Annotated in this window: 13 protein-coding genes; 4 read left to right on the plus strand and 9 right to left on the minus strand. The window is 45.6% G+C overall.

Annotation, left to right across the window (positions count from 1 at the left end):
* A partial coding sequence (locus L5L77_RS10085; RefSeq protein ID WP_263185135.1) for a transposase occupies positions 1–157 on the minus strand: 157 nt, incomplete at its 3' end.
* A 321-nt stretch (positions 158–478) separates the two neighbouring features.
* On the opposite strand from L5L77_RS10085, the gene L5L77_RS10090 reads away from it, so the two are divergent.
* The gene (locus tag L5L77_RS10090; protein WP_263222661.1) at positions 479–1,480 is read left to right on the plus strand and encodes an NAD(P)H-quinone oxidoreductase; all 1,002 of its coding nucleotides are present in this window, start codon (positions 479–481) and stop codon (positions 1,478–1,480) included.
* Between the two features lie 490 nt (positions 1,481–1,970).
* Positions 1,971–2,375 carry a hypothetical protein gene (locus L5L77_RS10095; RefSeq protein WP_263181798.1) on the plus strand — a complete coding sequence of 135 codons (405 nt, stop codon included), beginning with the start codon at positions 1,971–1,973 and terminating at the stop codon, positions 2,373–2,375.
* 133 nt (positions 2,376–2,508) lie between these two features.
* Here L5L77_RS10095 and L5L77_RS10100 read toward each other — a convergent pair whose 3' ends face one another.
* From L5L77_RS10100 to cutA, 5 genes are all read right to left on the minus strand, one after another.
* A complete protein-coding gene (locus tag L5L77_RS10100; protein WP_263222664.1) occupies positions 2,509–3,543 on the minus strand; it encodes an aldose epimerase family protein in 1,035 nt (344 codons plus the stop codon).
* Positions 3,544–3,733: 190 nt separating this feature from the next.
* The gene (galK, locus tag L5L77_RS10105) at positions 3,734–4,879 is read right to left on the minus strand and encodes a galactokinase (protein WP_263142063.1); all 1,146 of its coding nucleotides are present in this window, start codon (positions 4,877–4,879) and stop codon (positions 3,734–3,736) included.
* Between the two features lie 295 nt (positions 4,880–5,174).
* The gene (locus tag L5L77_RS10110; protein ID WP_263222666.1) at positions 5,175–6,830 is read right to left on the minus strand and encodes a cation:proton antiporter family protein; all 1,656 of its coding nucleotides are present in this window, start codon (positions 6,828–6,830) and stop codon (positions 5,175–5,177) included.
* 181 nt (positions 6,831–7,011) lie between these two features.
* Positions 7,012–8,847 carry a protein-disulfide reductase DsbD gene (locus L5L77_RS10115; protein ID WP_263222668.1) on the minus strand — a complete coding sequence of 612 codons (1,836 nt, stop codon included), beginning with the start codon at positions 8,845–8,847 and terminating at the stop codon, positions 7,012–7,014.
* Positions 8,844–9,167, minus strand: a complete 324-nt coding sequence (cutA, locus tag L5L77_RS10120) for a divalent-cation tolerance protein CutA (RefSeq protein ID WP_113940010.1) — start codon at positions 9,165–9,167, stop codon at positions 8,844–8,846. The genes L5L77_RS10115 and cutA overlap by 4 nt, the downstream gene beginning before the upstream one ends.
* A gap of 225 nt (positions 9,168–9,392) precedes the next feature.
* Here cutA and L5L77_RS10125 point away from each other — a divergent pair, with 225 nt between their 5' ends.
* Positions 9,393–9,989 (plus strand): FxsA family protein, encoded by a 597-nt coding sequence (locus L5L77_RS10125; RefSeq protein ID WP_263222670.1) that lies wholly within the window; start codon positions 9,393–9,395, stop codon positions 9,987–9,989.
* Between the two features lie 293 nt (positions 9,990–10,282).
* On the opposite strand, the gene L5L77_RS10130 is transcribed toward L5L77_RS10125, so the two are convergent.
* The 3 genes from L5L77_RS10130 to L5L77_RS10140 all read right to left on the minus strand — a co-directional run bounded on the left by L5L77_RS10130 (position 10,283) and on the right by L5L77_RS10140 (position 16,137).
* Positions 10,283–11,269 carry a DUF3187 family protein gene (locus L5L77_RS10130; RefSeq protein ID WP_263222671.1) on the minus strand — a complete coding sequence of 329 codons (987 nt, stop codon included), beginning with the start codon at positions 11,267–11,269 and terminating at the stop codon, positions 10,283–10,285.
* A gap of 695 nt (positions 11,270–11,964) precedes the next feature.
* Positions 11,965–15,051, minus strand: coding sequence for an efflux RND transporter permease subunit (locus L5L77_RS10135; protein WP_263191728.1), 3,087 nt, complete (start codon positions 15,049–15,051; stop codon positions 11,965–11,967).
* Positions 15,052–15,054: 3 nt separating this feature from the next.
* The gene (locus tag L5L77_RS10140; RefSeq protein WP_263181793.1) at positions 15,055–16,137 is read right to left on the minus strand and encodes an efflux RND transporter periplasmic adaptor subunit; all 1,083 of its coding nucleotides are present in this window, start codon (positions 16,135–16,137) and stop codon (positions 15,055–15,057) included.
* Positions 16,138–16,265: 128 nt separating this feature from the next.
* Between L5L77_RS10140 and L5L77_RS10145 the strand changes: the two genes are divergently transcribed.
* Positions 16,266–17,255: a LysR family transcriptional regulator gene (locus tag L5L77_RS10145; protein ID WP_113940006.1), complete on the plus strand. Its 990-nt coding sequence runs from the start codon at positions 16,266–16,268 to the stop codon at positions 17,253–17,255.

The following is a 17,255-nucleotide window of genomic DNA, read 5'->3' on the forward strand; positions in this document are numbered from 1 at the left end:
CTTTAGGTAAATCTCGCCAAGGGATACCTGTTCTAAGGCGGTAAAGAATACCTTCGAATGTTTGTCTATGTTCAGGTTTGTCATAAACACGGCCTGTGCTTTTCATTAAATGAAATAGCTTTTCCCAGCGTTCATCGGTTAGCATAAGTCTTGGCATGGCTTGAGGTTATGGTTACTTTTGGCGAAGCAAATTATAACGTCTTGCCATGCTGTCTAAAAATCACTCTCGAAAGATCAACAGACCCTAGTATTTGTCATAATATTTTTTTGATACATCTTTTCTGTTCAGCTTAGGTTCAGCTTTCAGTTCAAATGGTTAACGTCAGCCGCTTGATTGAGTGTGATGGAATATAGAATGGAATAACTGTGGCTATTTGGCTTGAAATTGCGCTAGCTTAGCCGCATTAAGGTTTAGCAAATGAACCGTTTAAGCATAGCAATCTGCTATTAGGTTGGCGCCATTCTCACAGGAGCTTTTATGTCAGCTTTACCAAGCGAGTACACCCATATTCATGTTGAGCAACCTGGGGCGCCCGAGGTGATGCGGCTATCGCGCTCGCCTTTGCCTGTCCCTGCGGCGGGGCAAGTGTTGATCCGCGTACATGCAGCAGGAGTGAATGGCCCCGATGTTAAACAAAGGGTGGGCGCGTATCCACCGCCACCGGGTGCATCACCGATTATTGGTCTTGAGGTTGCTGGAGATATTTGTGCCCTCGGTGACGGCGTGAGCCAATGGCAAGTTGGCGATAAGGTATGTGCCTTAGTGCCGGGCGGCGGTTATGGCGAGTATGTGCTCACCTATGCTGCCCATTGTTTGCCGATCCCGACGGGCTTTAGTTATGTGCAGGCGGCTGCGCTGCCAGAAACCTTCTTCACCGTATGGGGTAACCTGTTTATGCGTGCGGGACTCAAAGCGGGCGAGACGGTACTGATCCACGGTGGCTCAGGTGGCATTGGTAGTACGGCTATTCAGTTGGCCAGTGCGCTGGGTTCAAAAGTGATAGCGACGACGGGACAGGATGAGAAACGCGATTATTGCTTGAGCCTTGGCGCCGCTGAAGTCATCAACTATCGTACTCAAAACTTTGTTGAACCTGTGATGGCACTCACTCAAGATAAGGGCGTAAACGTGGTATTTGATATCGCGGGTGGTGATTTTATCAATCTTGACTTACAAGCCTTAGCGATGGACGGGCGTATGGTGTCGGTAGCTATGCAACGGGGGCCTAAGGCCGAGGTTGAGATTTTCCGCCTGATGGCAAAACGTATCATGTGGACAGGGTCGACCCTAAGACCGCAGAGCGTGGAGGCCAAAGCCGCCATTGCCGCTGAGTTATTGGAGAAAGTTTGGCCGTTGTTAAACGCCCCTAAAATTGTCCCCAATATTTTTGCAACCTTTCCATTAGCACAGGCCGCTAAAGCCCATGCTTTGATGGAGTCGGGTGAGCACAGGGGCAAAGTAATACTGACTGTCATTTGAGCTAGGCATACTTGGTTTTGCAGCGACATATTTGCTTTAAGTCGCTGCCATTCGAGTCAATCTAGAAGACATTCTGACATCATAGTGGCTTAGTCATTGTTCGGTAAATATGAGTTTGTAGCGCTGTAATTAAATCTTCATGGATAACCTTGATGGTTAACTTTACAGCAACCTCGAATTGTTAACGTTGATGACTCATCAAACACCATAGATATGATTGCTTTTTCTTGGGAATAAAACTTGCCGCGTCGATTTTTTAGACTAAAGTCGTTAATGATTAAACTTTTTGGGTACTTTGGCAGAAATTAATTCGTAATTAGTGAAAATTTCATGGTATGAGGCATTGATTATCGGAAATATTCTGTAAAAATACCCAGTTGAAAACGTCAGAGACTTTCAGGCGCTATTCGTGGATCAAAGCAAGCGATGCTTCGCTTATTCAGGCTAAAAAACTCATGGTGTATGTGTTGATTTAAGGGTATTAGCATATATGTATAACACAGCAAAGAAACAGGTTTGGTATGGTGAGCTGAGAACATCGAAAGGCAACGCGATTGTCGTCCATGACAACCAGCTGCCCGATGCCTCCCCAGGACGTATCTACCTATACAATACCGATCGCGATGCGATCATTGAGTATGTGGAAGATATAGTCAAAGTGAACCTATACGACTTAGATGAGGCTGCGTTAAAAGCTGCTGAGGCTAAGTTTGGTGGTGCATGGAAGGCGGCAAGATCTCAATTTATGAGTAAACATCAAGCTCGCATTGACTTGAACAACGTGAAGGAAAGTGCGCCTGTACGTAAGGCGAAGCCTGAAGTTGAACCAGAAGTCGAATCTGATGCCGTTGGCGTGGATTTTGACGATGATTGGGGCGATGATTTTGATGATTAACACAGTGTCGGCCTAAGGGCTAACACTGTGAGTGTAAGGAATAAAGTAGTGTTTATTTTATTCCTTATCGCTTTATTTATTCCCTTCTGCTAAACCGCGCTTTCCTCGTTTTCTCAATTTTTATTGCGAATGGCTACGCATCGGCATCGAACTGATAACGACTGATGTGGTGATAAACCTTGCCTGGCATTAACCAAACGTTATCACCAAAGCGCTCGCCTTGGTTCGGTGAGTCTGGCAGCATTTGCGGCTCTAAACACACAGCATGATGTTGATTTAATACCTGTTGATTGCGACCTACAGTGCCATTTAAAAAATTAGCACAGTACAGCTGCACACTCGGTTGATTAGTATAAACCGTCATAGCGCGACCGCTGATGGGACTGCTTAAACAGCCAAAACGGGCGAGTGAGCCATCGGGATTATTCATCATATAACAGTGATCATAACCGCGAGTGCTTGCGAGTTCAGCGGCATGCAGCTTATCACCTAAGCGTATTGGTTGACTTAAATCGAAAATCGACCCAGTTGTATCGGCAATCCCAGTGGGAACACTGACATCGTTCATGGTCAGATAGCGCTTGGCATCGATTTGCATCAGATGTTCGTGATTGGTCTCTGAACCATCGAGGTTGAAATAACTGTGCTGGGTGAGGCTTACGGGACAGGCTTTATCGACGGAGGCTAAGATTTCTACGTACAAATTATTGCCTGCGAGGCGGTAATCCAGCTGAACCGTGCAATTACCGGGGAAACCCATGTCGCCATCTGGGCTCATTAAGGTCAAACGCACACCATCGGGGAGTTGACCTAGTTGCCAGTTTTTACGATTAAAACCCTCATGGCCGCCGTGTAAACAGTTAGTCGCTTGGTTTACATCTAATTGATAATCATGACCTTGATAGTGCATTTTGCCGTTAGCGATGCGATTTGCAAAGCGGCCTGCAATGGCACCTAAATGAGCCGATTGGGTCAAGTAATCTTCGGCGCTATCACAACCTAAAACGATATTGGCACGTTCGCCGTGTTTATCAGGGGTCCACAGAGCGCGGATAATACCGCCTAAGCTGATGACTTCTAATGCGAGTATGCCATTGTCGATCCGAACCCGTTCGATTTCACCGCCGCGGGGATCTGTCCAAGGATCCAAAACACTGAAACGTACCATTTAGCTTCCCTCTGTGTTGAATATGCTCACTGCTTATTGTGTTAAATGAGTATGTTAACCCTATCATTTGCCATCAACAGCATAAAGTTCAGTGATGAATTCGTATGTTATCGACGGCGTAGTCACTCTATTCGGTTGTCTTTGGTTTAAGTGCGGCTAAGTGCTTGTTCTAGCAAATTGCCTGTTCGGGCTAGTTATCGATGCGGCCCGCGCCAGCGCTGGCGGAACATAAATACACTGTGGCATCGATGGCGGTTTTTTCGAAGAATTCATGTTCAACGGCGGCAACAACAGCGTCCGTCAGTTCATGGTCGACTAAGGCGACCACGCAGCCGTCGGTCATGCGGATGCCACCACGTTCGCCGATCACTTGGCTAACAATTTCAACTAAAGTATCAAATTCGGGCAGTGTGACTTCAAAATCATCACGCAGTGAAGCATGGGATTCAGCCATTAAACGACTGAATTTTTGGATGTTATTTTGCTCTAGGGCGCGGGCAGCATTTTGAGTTCTTTGGTTCTCAGTGACTACGTGTTTCGCTCGGCGGTATAGCACTTCATCTAAATCGGCCTTTGCACTTTCTAGTTGGCGTAAATCGAGGTGACGCAGTGCATCTAAGCCAAAGTACTCTGCCGCTTGTGCACACTCAGTGCGACGTTGCTCATTGGTCGCAGCTAAGCGTTGTTTCTCGATATGGGCATCTATGATGATAAGGCTTAGGTTTTCTGGAATGGGAATAGCTTCGCTATCGAGATCTAAGCAGTCAATCAGGAGTGCATGGTCTTGCTCACCCATGGCGCTGCACATTTGATCCATGATGCCACAGGCCGACTCAACATACCTGTGCTCGCCGCGCTGTGCGAGTTGCGCCACCGCCATTGGGGATAAATGCAGTTGGCTGGTATCACTAATGGCTGTACCGAAGGCGACAACGAGTGCGCCCGAAGATGAAAGACCTGCAGCAAGTGGCACATCGCCCACAATGGCTAAGTCTAAGCCCTTGGCTAATAAGCCAGTTTGCGCCATAGCTGCAGTAAAACCTTTGAGGTAATTCACCCAGCCATCTTGCGGGTCCATGTCGTTTTCTTGGCCGAAAACCCACTCTTTAATTTGTCCGGGAAACGCATCGGCGACGGCTCGAAATTTAGTATCTTCACGGCGTTTTACCGCAATGACTGTATGAAAATTAATGGCTGCCGGGAGTACAAAACCGTCGTTGTAATCCGTGTATTCACCGATCAGATTGACTCGCCCAGGGGCTTGATATAAATCGTCGGCTTTAGTGCCAAAGGTTTGGACAAATAACTTTGTGGCGCGTTGCGCAGGGTTTGACATGCTGTAAAAAATTCCAAAAAAGCTGAGCTAATTTCGTTACCGTCATCGATTTATATCACGACTGAGTCAGTGATGTAACTGAGATTTTTTGCTGAAATGGCGATAGGCTGCAATGAGTAAATCGATACTGGGATGAGGATGCAAAATAGCGTATTGAGTGTTTTATCTAGTTAATTGATTTGTAAAGATTAGTCAGCATTTAGTTGGATGCCGCACAAACTAGCAGAGGCTGTTACTGCTCGTTTGTGCGACCTGTTATGGTGTGATTTTAATTTAATGCAGCATTAGCAGGCACTTAACTATGTGGCTCCGCATTAAGTTTAGGATCAGGCACTTGTACAGTATCTTCCGCTTGAACTGTGTTTTTCTCCGAGTTTTGCAATAGCTCGTAAATTACATGATCCACAAAACCGGCACCTGCGGCTTCGTACAGGTTGTACACACTGTGTACCCCCGATTCTCGAAGCGCCGCGGCATCATCACTGTACTGCACAATTGCACTGATTTTACCTTGATAATTCAGTTTTTTGAGTTGCTCAACTGCAAACATATTTCCCGCGTGGTGCGGCATGGCTAGCAGTACCAGTTTAAGATTAGGTGCTCTGTCGAGTTTTTCCCAAAAGTCGGTATCTGAGGCGTCACCTTGCACTACATTGCGACCCTTTGTTTTATGTAAGTCGACTAAGTCTTGCTTGTGTTCAATACCGAGAATTTCCCCATCAAATTGTTCCCTGAGTTCATCATAGGCACCGCTACCAATACGGCCCATGCCTAAGATTAAAAAGCGTGGATTGCCAATGGCGATGGGTCTGTCTTCTGGGTGTAACGGGCGTTTTTCAAGCTTGATTAAACGCTGCTGGAATCGCTGGTAGATATTACCGACGGTGGCGTTAAGTGGCGCGGCGAGTAAAAAACTAAAGCTTAATGCCACGGCGATGATCACTAGCCACTCAGGAGGTAACCAACCTTTATAGGTGGCTACTGCGGCGACGATCAAACCGAATTCACTGAAGTTACCTAGGTTAAATGAGCCCAACATAGAAGTACGCGAACGCAGCTTAAAGCGGGTAAGAATGTAAACAAACAGCAGAATTTTGAGTGGCACTAACAACACCAATAGCGCCGCGAGGACGATATCCGATACCGTAGGTAAGCCATTGAGTCCTATGGTTAAGAAGAAGGCAACGAGGAAGAGTTCTTTAAAATAGAACAGGGATTTTGCCAGCTCGGAGGACTTTTTGTGGCCCGCCAACAAGATACCGATAATCAGTGCGCCGAGATCGGGTTTTAAACCAACAGATTCAAATAACCAAGCGCCAACCACGAGTGCCATAACTAGGCCGAAAAGGACTAAGAGTTCACCGTGGCCGACACGGTCGAACGCTTTATAGATGAGCGGTTTAGCCAGTGGCAGTAAGAGTAATGCAAAGGCCCATACCGAAGGTACATCGCCTTTAGAAATGGTTAAAAACAGTACGGCGAAGATATCCTGCATAATCAAGATACCAATAGCGACCCGGCCGTAGAGGGATTGCACGTCGCCTTTATCTTCTAACACTTTGACCACAAATACGGTGCTGGAGAAGCTTAATGCGAAGGCAATTAACGTCAGTTGTTCTAGGTTCAGACTCGTGAGTTGGCTTAAGCCCAGTAAGCCGAAGAGTTTCAGAATCGGCACAAAAATCACGATCGAGAGCACTAAGTGCACACTCGAACCCGCCCATACTTCGGCCTTGAACAGGCTACGAATATCGAGTTTTAACCCTATGGCGAACAACAGTAAAGTGACGCCTAGGCTGGCGAGTTCTTGCAGTAATGGCAGGCTTTCTTTATCTATTCCTAAGATGAACAGTACAAAGCCTGCCACTAAGTAGCCGATGAGCGGAGGGAGTCCTATACGGCTGACGAGCATGCCGCAGATGAGTGTAATAATGAGGATGCCTGGTTCCATGATGCTCCAATCTAAAAAGTCTAAAATTGTAAGTGATTGTATAAGAAATCTATGACACTTGGATAAAAAAGCGGACTTTTAATGAAAAAAGTCCGCTTTTTATTGGTGTTGCGGTAAATACACTTGGCTGTTAAAACTCGCGTGAACTAAATCACTCCGCTGGTCTAAGCCTAAATCGTTACTATTTCACGAGATGATCTAAATGGGTGGCAAAATCTTTGGGGCCCATAAAACCAGTCACGCGTAAATCTTCCCTTTGCTCACCTTGTTCATTAAACATCAACAGCGTAGGCAAACCGAGCACATTGTATTTTTCGAGTAAGGCCACATCGACCTTGTCACTTTTAGTCACATCCGCTTGTAGCAGTACGATTTTATTCATGCGGGCTAACACGTCGGCATCTTTAAAGGTGATGGCTTCGAACTCTTTACAGGCAACACACCAATCGGCGTACAGATCGAGCATCACAGGCTTACCTTGGGCGGTAGCGGCTGCAATTTCTTGCTCAAGATCTTCAATGGATTTAATGCGTTTAAAGCCATGGACTTCTTCGGTCGTCGCCGCAGTGCCTACGGAATTGTTATTAAAACCAAAGTGTCCCATCACAGCTTGGAATCCGTAGGAGAAGCTCGCCAGTAGTGCCAGCGTTAATAGCACTGAACGTACAGTTTGTTTCCAGTTAAATTCACTGAGTTTGTTCTGATGCATCAAGTAGCCAGTGAAGCTTACGCCCCACAGTGACCAAAGCACATCGGATGTTACGCCTGTCCAAATGCGGCCAAGCATCACGATAGATACAGCGATCAGCAGGAATCCGAAGATAGTCTTGATGATGTCCATCCAAGCGCCGGCTCTCGGTAATAATTTACCGCCTGAGGTGCCGATAATCAGTAGTGGTAATCCCATACCCATGCTGAGTACATACAGGGCTAAGAAACCTTGGAGTAGGTCGCCGGTTTGCGCCACATAAACGAGTGCACCCGACAGCGGCGCGGTAGTACAAGGTGATGCGACAAGGCCAGAAATCACGCCCATTAAGAACACGCCAACTAAGTTGCCGCCTTTTTGATTATTCGAGACTGAGTTCATCTTCTCCTGCCAGCTCGATGGCAGTTTCAAATCGTATAGGCCAAACATAGATAAGCTGAGCACAAAGAACAAAATCGCGAGTACGACTAATACGGCAGGATGTTGTAATGCCGCTTGGTATTTTAGTCCCGCCGATGCAACCACTAATCCTAAGATAGAGTAAGTGATTGCCATGCCTTGGACATAAGCCATGGACAAGGTAAAGGCTTTTGCGGTTGAGAGCTTTTGCCCTTGGCCGACAATAATACCCGACAAAATCGGATACATAGGAAATACGCAGGGCGTTAATGCCAGACCGACACCTAGACCAAAGAAGATCACTAAAGTCCAAATTAAACTGTCGTTCGACAGCATTTGGCTCAGGGTATCTTGCTGAGTAATGGGTTGCGTATTGGCTTTATCGGCAGTGCTTGGCTCAGTGCTGGTTTGCTCAGTCGTCGTGGTTGATTCGGCGCCTGCAATTAAGCCATCGTTGGCTGCAATCGCCTTTAAAACGACTTCATGCTTGGTCGGTGGATAACACAATTTACCTTCGGCACAACCCATAAAGGTCACTGTGAGTGTGGCATTTTCATCGGCCTGTTTTAAACCAACGGGAATATCGACATAGGTATAATAGACTTCTTGCTTACCAAAATACTCATCTTCATGGGGCTTTCCCTTTGGTAGAGCGACCGTGCCTAACTCGGCACCATTGACGCTAAATTTAAGCTTGTCGCGGTACATATAGTAACCGTCGGCAATCACCCAATTGAGTTTGACCTGATTACCTTCCTGCTTGGAATCGAAGACAAATGCTTGATCGACAGGCATCAATTCAGGCTCACCCTTCATGAAGTCGAATTTGGTACCGAAAACTCCTTCACTATGAGCTAAGGGCGCAAGAAGCAATAAAGAAGTGAAAATAAGGCTGAGTAGTTTTTTCATGGCTGAGTGTTGTCTTTTATCCAATCTAAGTAGGCTGGTAGCCCGTGGGTCACAGGCACGGCAATAATTTCGGGTACTTGATAAGGGTGAAGCCTAAGCACAAGTTGTTCTAACTCTGTATATCGACTTTGTAAACATTTAATCTGTAAGCTAAATTCTTGCTCTTCACAGATTTTTCCTTCCCAAGCATAAATTGAACGTATCGGGGCGGAAATCTGAACACAAGCGGCAATACGCGACTCAATTAAAGCTCGAGCCAAAGTATTGGCTTGTACTTCATCGGGGCAGGTAGTGCTAACCACTAAATACTGATGCTGCATAGTGTTAGGTATCGTCTCTTAAGAATCTTAAAGTTCGCTTAAGCCAACTTCGTTAGGCTACTTTACGTGTTTTAATGGTCTCATACATTAGCGGGTTAACAAAAGGGTGAGCTAAATATCAGTGTTTTGCTCCCTTACTTCGTCCTAATGGTTATCCTGACTTGAATTAAGACCGGATAACCCCCATTTAGTTTACAGAGATAGTCAGATAAACCTGAGGTCGGTATGTTTTTCATTATTTTTTTACTCTTTGTGCTGATCCCAGTAATAGAGCTGTCGGTGCTGATCCGTGTGGGTGAAGTGCTTGGCACTTGGACGACCATAGGTTTAGTGCTGTTTACCGCCGTGCTCGGGGTCTCTCTGGTTCGCAGCCAAGGCTTAAACACCTTAATGCAAGTACAACAAAAACTCGCCCGCGGTGAAGCACCGGGGCAAGAAATCGTTGAAGGTATGATGTTAGCTATGGCGGGCATCTTGCTCGTGATCCCCGGTTTTGTGACCGATGCTATTGGCCTATTATTCTTGACGCCATTAACCCGTCGTCCCATTGCTGCCTTGTTGTTCAAACGCATGCAGTTACGGGTTGTTGCCGGTTTACAGGGCACAATGCACGGTGGCTTTCAAGCGGGCCAAGGTCCCTTTCGGCCTAAGCCACAGGACCCATTTGGCCAAGCGCCATTTGATGATAGTGTGAAAAAGGACGGTAATGTGTTTGAGGGGGACTTTGAACATAAAGTCGATCCAAGTGATATCAAACCCGCTAGCCATCAACTCTCTGATAAAGCGCAGGACAAAGAACAGGACAAAGACCCTAAGCCTTAGTCTTAGTCTTAGTATGAGTCTCGTATTGTCTTAGTCGCTTGTTGCGTTAGTTTGTTATTGGATTAACTCATTTGATTATCGCGTTTATTCGCTTGAGTTTTCTCCCTAATATGCCTTAGATACCAGTGGCCCACTGAATCAATCTGACCTGTGCCGCTGGTTCACTTCCCCGTAATAGCCATTTCACTCTTAAAAAAACTCCAATACTAATAACCCGCTCACTCAGCATAAGAGTTAACATGATATTAGAGAAAAGCTTTTTTATCGCATTCATGCGATAAAGTAAGGTATTTTTAAATCATGACTCTGTACCCAAGAGAAAAAGCAATATCAGTGCTGTTGTCCATGTTGAGTAGGTTTTCGACGATAGTAAATTCAATTGCACTGTTATTCAGATAATACCTATAGCCTAGAAATACTTCGTGGGAAGGTTTTGAAAAGTCATTATCTGTTTTGAGTAAACCTTCATAATGATGTAATTCAATAAGCCAACCATGGCGTCCCATTAAATACTCATAACCTAAAGATAACATTACAGCATGGTCTTTATAGTCTATTCCAGATAGACTTTCATCATTTCGTCTAAAGCTTATACCTGTTGTGGAGTAAAAATGATGCATTCCAGATGTATAGCTATAATTCAGCTGTAGTGCTTGCTCAAAACGGTTATCTACAAATGGGCCAGAATTAACATGGTTGTAATATAAGCTGCCACCTATTGATAGACCATAATTATCCTCACTAAGCAATTGATATTCTAAATAGAAATTTAGGGCATTCGTTAGCGTATCGCCAGAAAGATCAGGTTGATTTATACCATTCTTTGAAAATATTTGGTTTTTGTCTTTGATTGTATTGTCGCGGCCATTTTGACCCACACCAAATGCATCATGAAACCAGATAGTGACCGAGTCAAGATGGTTATCCCCACTAAAACTCCACTTATAATTAGTATCAAACATCCATTTTTCAGTGAGTTGCCACTTTATTCCGCCATTAAGAGAATTATGATAATAGTCAGCATAGTAATCGTCAGTTTCAGCCCATACACTTGCTACTGTTGCAGATCCGTATATCTCTTTTTTCCCTTCAGGCAGTGCAAATCCTGAACGAAGTAGAGGCGTTAAGCTACCCGCCTGTGTAGGTGATTGGGCATGCACACGAAGTGGCCCATAATGACTATAATTGATATTTTCTGCGAAAGTACTCGGTAAAAATATTACCGTATAAATTAGATGTGCTCTAATAGTCACAAATAAAATTTTCTTTGCATATTTCATCGAAAACTCTTTTTTAGCTAATCTCTATTAAAAGCAATGTTTTGTAGTGAGGCTGATGTTATGTATAAATGACTTAAATTTTGTCTGTTTGAAGCAATAAAGTTTTTGATTAGACAGATTTCTAATTGATTTTAGAATTAAAAACTACAAAAAACATACCATAATAGTACAAGTGCGAGCCAGAATGACCTACAGATAAACGGGATTGTAGTGAGTATTAGTAAAGTGCTAATAACTGCCAGTAATATTGTCTGTTTACTCATCGTCTGGACGCTATCAAAGCGTAATTTCATGATGTTTCTCAAACATAAATTAGTATTCCAACAAATTAATAACATTATTTATGTTGTTAGTTATAGGTAGTGGTATTTCAGATGGCATTGTAAATGAATAATCAGCACTAAATATACCGCTGCTATTTACTCGTGTAAATGTGTGTAACTGGTAATTGTCCCGTATTAGCGGTGAAAATATGGAACTGATAGTTCATGTTTTTAATTAATATATTTATTTATCAGTCATATTAGTTATCGTAATTAAAGATCAATCTCAGTTTGCCAAACTTGTCCATCTAATGGATGTGTTTGTTTAAATGGTCCCTCAAACCGCAATAGATCAAAAATGAAATGGCCAGCCAGCCACGAATGACTGACCGGCCGCGCCGGGAAGCGTTTTTGGATAAAATGCGGAGCAGGTTAGCTGGGTGATTGACCTCCTGTTGCCGTCGCTTTGATATTGAATACTAGGCTGTACATCACTGGCAGTACGATGAGCGTCAGCAGAGAAGCGAAGCCTAGACCGAAAATAATTGTAATCGCCATAGAACCGAAAAACGCGTCGGGGATCAGCGGTATCATCCCGAGCATAGTGGTTATCGCGGCCATCATCACTGGACGAACACGGCTGACACAGGAGTCGATTAAGGCAAAATAGGCTGGTTTACCTTCACTGAGCTCGAGGTTGATCTGATCGACCAAGACAATACCGTTTTTAATCACCATGCCCGACAAACTCAGTAATCCGAGTAGTGCCATAAAGCTGAAGGGCGCATCGAACAACAAGAGTCCCGCTGAAACCCCAATCAATGCCAGTGGCACAGTAAACCAGATCACTAAGGGCTGACGCACTGAGTTGAACAAGAATACGGTAATCAAAAACATCGCCAGATAACCTAAGGGAATTGAGCTAAATACCGACGCTTGTGCTTCACCTGCGGTTTCAAATTCACCGCCCCATTCCAAGCGGTAACCCGCGGGCAAGCTGATCGCTTCGACTTGGTCTTTGATTTTGCGCAGTACAGAATCGGCGGTTTCATTGCTACCAAGCTTAGGATCGGCCATTACTGCGAGCATGCGCATGCGATCGCGGCGCATCACCAGCGGATTTTCCCACTCAGTGTTGAAGCTACTGACTACTTGGGTGGCGGGCACAAAGGTATTGTGTTCGCTGCTCCAAATTTGCAGCTTCCATAGGCTGTCCGCTTGCAAACGTTCTTCGGCGGGCGCTCTGGCGACTATCGGCAACAAGTGGCTGGTTTCTCGGTATAAACCTATTTGCTTACCGCTAAAGTTAACCAATAGGGCATTGTCGAGGTCTTGCTTACTGATCCCTGTTTCGCGCGCTTGGGCATTTTCCAGTTGCGGACGGATCAACGGCACTTGATTACGCCAGTTGTGACGTATGCCATCCATGCTTGGTTCGGCGTGGAAAATCGCCTCGGCTTGAGCACCTAAAGCGCGCAGCACTTCAGGGTTATCACCGTAAAAGCGTGCCTCAATTTTGGCGGCGGGCGAAGGGCCGTTCTCCATGTTTTTTAAACGATATTGTGCATGCGGGAAACGTTGATTTAACAAGGTTTCTAATTCTGGCATATAGGCTTTAACTGCGTCTAAATCCTGCATTTCTACAATCAACTGGGCAAAGGCGGGATAGCCTTTTTCTGGCTGATAGGGCAGGACGAAACGCTGCGAACCTTGGCCAATAACGGTTGTTAAGTGTTTTAGCCCAACGTCTTTTTGCTCGTCCAGCGTAAGCATTAACTTCTCAATATCAGCGGTAAAACGCTCGGTCGCCTTGATGTCAGTCCCCTCTGGCATCCAGATATCCACAAAGAAAATCGGCGTGTTAGAAGCAGGAAAGAACACATTCTTGATATGACCAAAGCCCACTACAGCGCTGAAAAGCATAGCGATAACCAGCAGTATGCTCACCAGCCTAAAGCGCAGTGCCACAATTAAGCTTGTGCGATATAAGCTGAAGAACCAGCCCTTGTAGGGGTCTTGGGCTTCTTCATCGCTCGGCGCATCTTTAAATAACAGATGACAGAAAAACGGCGTGAGTGTGATGGCGGTGATCCAGCTGATAAACAGTGAAATCATCAACACTTGGAATAAAGAACGGCAGAACTCACCGGCGGCATTTTGCGATAAGCCAATGGGGGCAAAGGCAATAATGGCAATCACAGTCGCGCCCAATAACGGCCACTGGGTTTGGGACACTATCTGTTTGGCCGCTTCCAAACGGGTCTTACCGCGACGGATACCAATTAAAATGCCTTCAGTAACGACAATGGCGTTATCGACCAACATACCAAGGGCAATAATGAGTGCGCCGAGGGAGATGAGCTGTAGATCAATCCCGAGCACTTTCATCACGATAAAAGTGCCTAGAATCGTCAGCAGTAAGATCAGGCCCATCAGCAGGCCTGAGCGCAATCCCATAAACAGCAGAAGCACGGCGATCACTATGGCAATGGATTCCATTAGGTTGATTAAGAAGCCGTTAACTGTCTCATCTACCGCCTGGCTTTGATTATAAACCGTCGCTAAATTCATGCCGATTGGGCGTTGCGATTCAAGCTCGGCTAAACGGTCACTGACCTTTTGCCCGATTTCGACTACATTCACACCGCTAGAGAAAGAAATCCCCAGCGATAACGCAGCTTCACCTTTATTGTGATAAAGCACGTTAGGGGTTTCGTCATAATCCCTTTCAATATTGGCAATGTCGCCAAGGTAAATCAGCTCAGAGCTACCCGGAGGGCTGACGATCAAACGCGCGAGATCCTGCACATTGCTAAATTCGCCCGTGGGATGAATGCGGATACGGTTATCGCCAATCACTAAGCTGCCCGCGTTAGAGACGACGTTTTGATTGTTCACTAAACCATAGATATAGCTCTGATCTAACCCCAGTGCCGACAGCTTTTGCTGGGAGATTTCAATTACGACTTGCTCAGTGACGTTGCCAGCAACAGAAACCTTTTTTACTCCAGGTACTAGCACTAGCTCGCGGCGCAGATAGTCGGCGTAATTGCTCAACTCGCGGTTGCTGTAATCAGGTCCCGAAAGGTTAAATAAAATGCCATATACATCGCCAAAGTCGTCCATCACCTGTGGCGTTGCTGTGCCCGGCGGCAAGTTTCCCGCAGCATCATTGACTTTACGACGCACTTCATCCCACACCTGCGGCAGGCTGGTTTTATCGTAGCTTTCTTTAATCTCGATTTGGATTTGTGATAAACCCGCACTATTAATTGAAGTCACATGCTTAATGGCGTCGAGTTGCTGCAGGGCATCTTCGAGCGGTAATGTCACTTCTTCTTCAACTTGCTCAGGCGATGCACCGGGATAAGCCGTGATCACTAAAGCTTCTTTAATGGTAAATTCGGGGAATTCTAGTTGCCCCAAACCAGTAAAACTGACGCCACCACCCACGAGTAGTAGCAACACAAACATCCAACTGATGACTTTGTGGCGTATCGAATACTCTGCAATGTTCATCAATTACACCCCACGCTGCCAGCGTAGTGGTTTGACTTTCATGCCATTGGATAATTGAGACACTCCAGCGCTGACGATGAGATCGCCCTTGTTAACGCCCGTTAAAATCTCAACACCTCGATTACTCACGCGTCCTAGCGTCACCATCGTCGGTTTTACTTCACCCGATTGCGCTTGATAAATCCACACTTGCACTTGGCCATCTTGGTCGCGCTTATCGATAGCGGTCACTGGCACTACCGTTGACGCGAGGGCACTAGGATCTTTGACTAAGGCTAAGGTCAACTCGGCACTCATTCCTGGAAGTAACTGAATATCTTGAGGTTGAGGTAACGAAAACACCACTTCATAGGCTTGGGTGCCCGGCGTGACTTGAGTCGAGTATTCTTTAAATTTGGCATCGAAACTTTGCTCGGGGAAGGCACTAAAACGCACCTTAGCTGTAAAATGAGCTTGATCGGTATATTGCTTCAAACCCGCCGCCATCGACTCGGGAACTTGAATGCTAATATCGAGCAAATTATTGTTTTGTAATGTTAATACCCCTTGATTTGCTTGCACTATTTGGTGGTTATCCACTAAACGTTTGGCGACTGTACCGCTAAAAGGTGCCGTTAAATGGGTGTAACTCAGTTGATCGCGTGCAGCGGCTAAGGCGGCGGTGGCCGATTTGAGTTGCGCTTGAGTGCTATCAAACTCAGATTGTGAAATCAGCTTGCGATTGAGTAGCTCGACTTTACGTTTAAAGTCAGCGGCTAACAGTTCATGCTCCGCCTCGCGGGTCATTAAATTATTGTGGGCGTCCCTGTCATCAAGTTTTGCGAGTAAGCTACCTTGAGTGACTCTTTGCCCTTCAACTAATGCTAATTCTGTTAATTGTCCTGAAATGCGGAACGACAATTCTGCGCGACTATTGGCGGCAACGCGGGCTGGAAATGTTCTGAAATCTCCGTCTTCTACATTGAGTACTTCAAACAGTTTAACCGGACGAATTGTTGCCACTTGCACTGAACTTTCCGCAGGCGAACAACCACTGATCAGGGCTGGAAGCAGCATTGTCAGCGGCAAGAGTCGATATGATTTCATGGTGGAGATTTCCTAGTTAACAAATTGTCAGCATTTCTGGGCGCGAAGATACCAGCTAAATTAGTTGCAATAAACGGGATACTTTGGGATTATCAGTCCCACATAATGAGATTGAACTTAAGGTCAAAATGAAGACAGAGGACTTAGCGTTATTCCACCGAATTGCTGAAACCGGTAGTTTGATTGAAGCGGCGGATTTACTTAACTTACCTAAATCGACTGTGAGTCGGCGTTTGCAAGCCTTGGAAGATGAGCTGAACATTAAATTGTTCCACCGTCAGAGCCGCTCTATGACGCTCACTTCTGCGGGCAGCCATTTTTACCAGCGCTCGCAGAATATTTTGGCTCAGCTCGACGAAACCCTATTCGAAATGACCAATGACGATGCTGAGATCAGCGGGCATTTGCGTATTCAAATGTTCCCCATCCACAGCATGAAAATCTTGATGCAAGCCATTTTCCGCTTTATGGATATGCACCCTAAACTCACCTTAGAAGTCATCAGCAGTTCAGAATCCGTTGATATGGTGAAACATAATCTCGATGTGGCTTTTGTGGTCGAGCCTGCGTTGGATACCTTAGATTTAGTAGTGCGGCCGATTTTTACTACTGACTTACGTTTTTACGCGAGTCCGCAATATTTAGCGGCACACGGTACACCTAAAACACCGAAAGAGATTGAAGCACATAATGTGTCTATGTTCCGTTTATCCAACGGCAAAATCTTTAATGAGTTATTTATCGGTTCAGAACAAGAGGTGAGAGTCAGAGGTAATTTCTGCTCCAACAGTATTGAAGTGGCGGTTGAGTTTGGATTGCAAGGACGCGGCATAGTGTATGCGCCTGCTGAAGTCGTGGATGAATATGTACAAAGCGGTGAGTTAGTGACTTTGTTACCTGAAATCCAGCCCCACCAAGGCGAGTGTTTCTTAGCTTATCCATCAAGACGTTACGTGAGTTTAGCCTGTCGACGCTTTATCGACTATATCATGCAAGAGTTAGTACCAAATGGCGTGCCGATCAACATGAGTGAGCAAGGCCCACGTCGATCCTGCAAAGCCTCTACGGGAGCGTTTTCAGACGACGTGTTGCGCTTTCCCGTTAAAAAATCAAGCTAG

The sequence above is a fragment of the Shewanella sp. SM29 genome (assembly GCF_025654245.1).
GTDB classification, from domain to species: Bacteria; Pseudomonadota; Gammaproteobacteria; order Enterobacterales; family Shewanellaceae; genus Shewanella; species Shewanella oncorhynchi.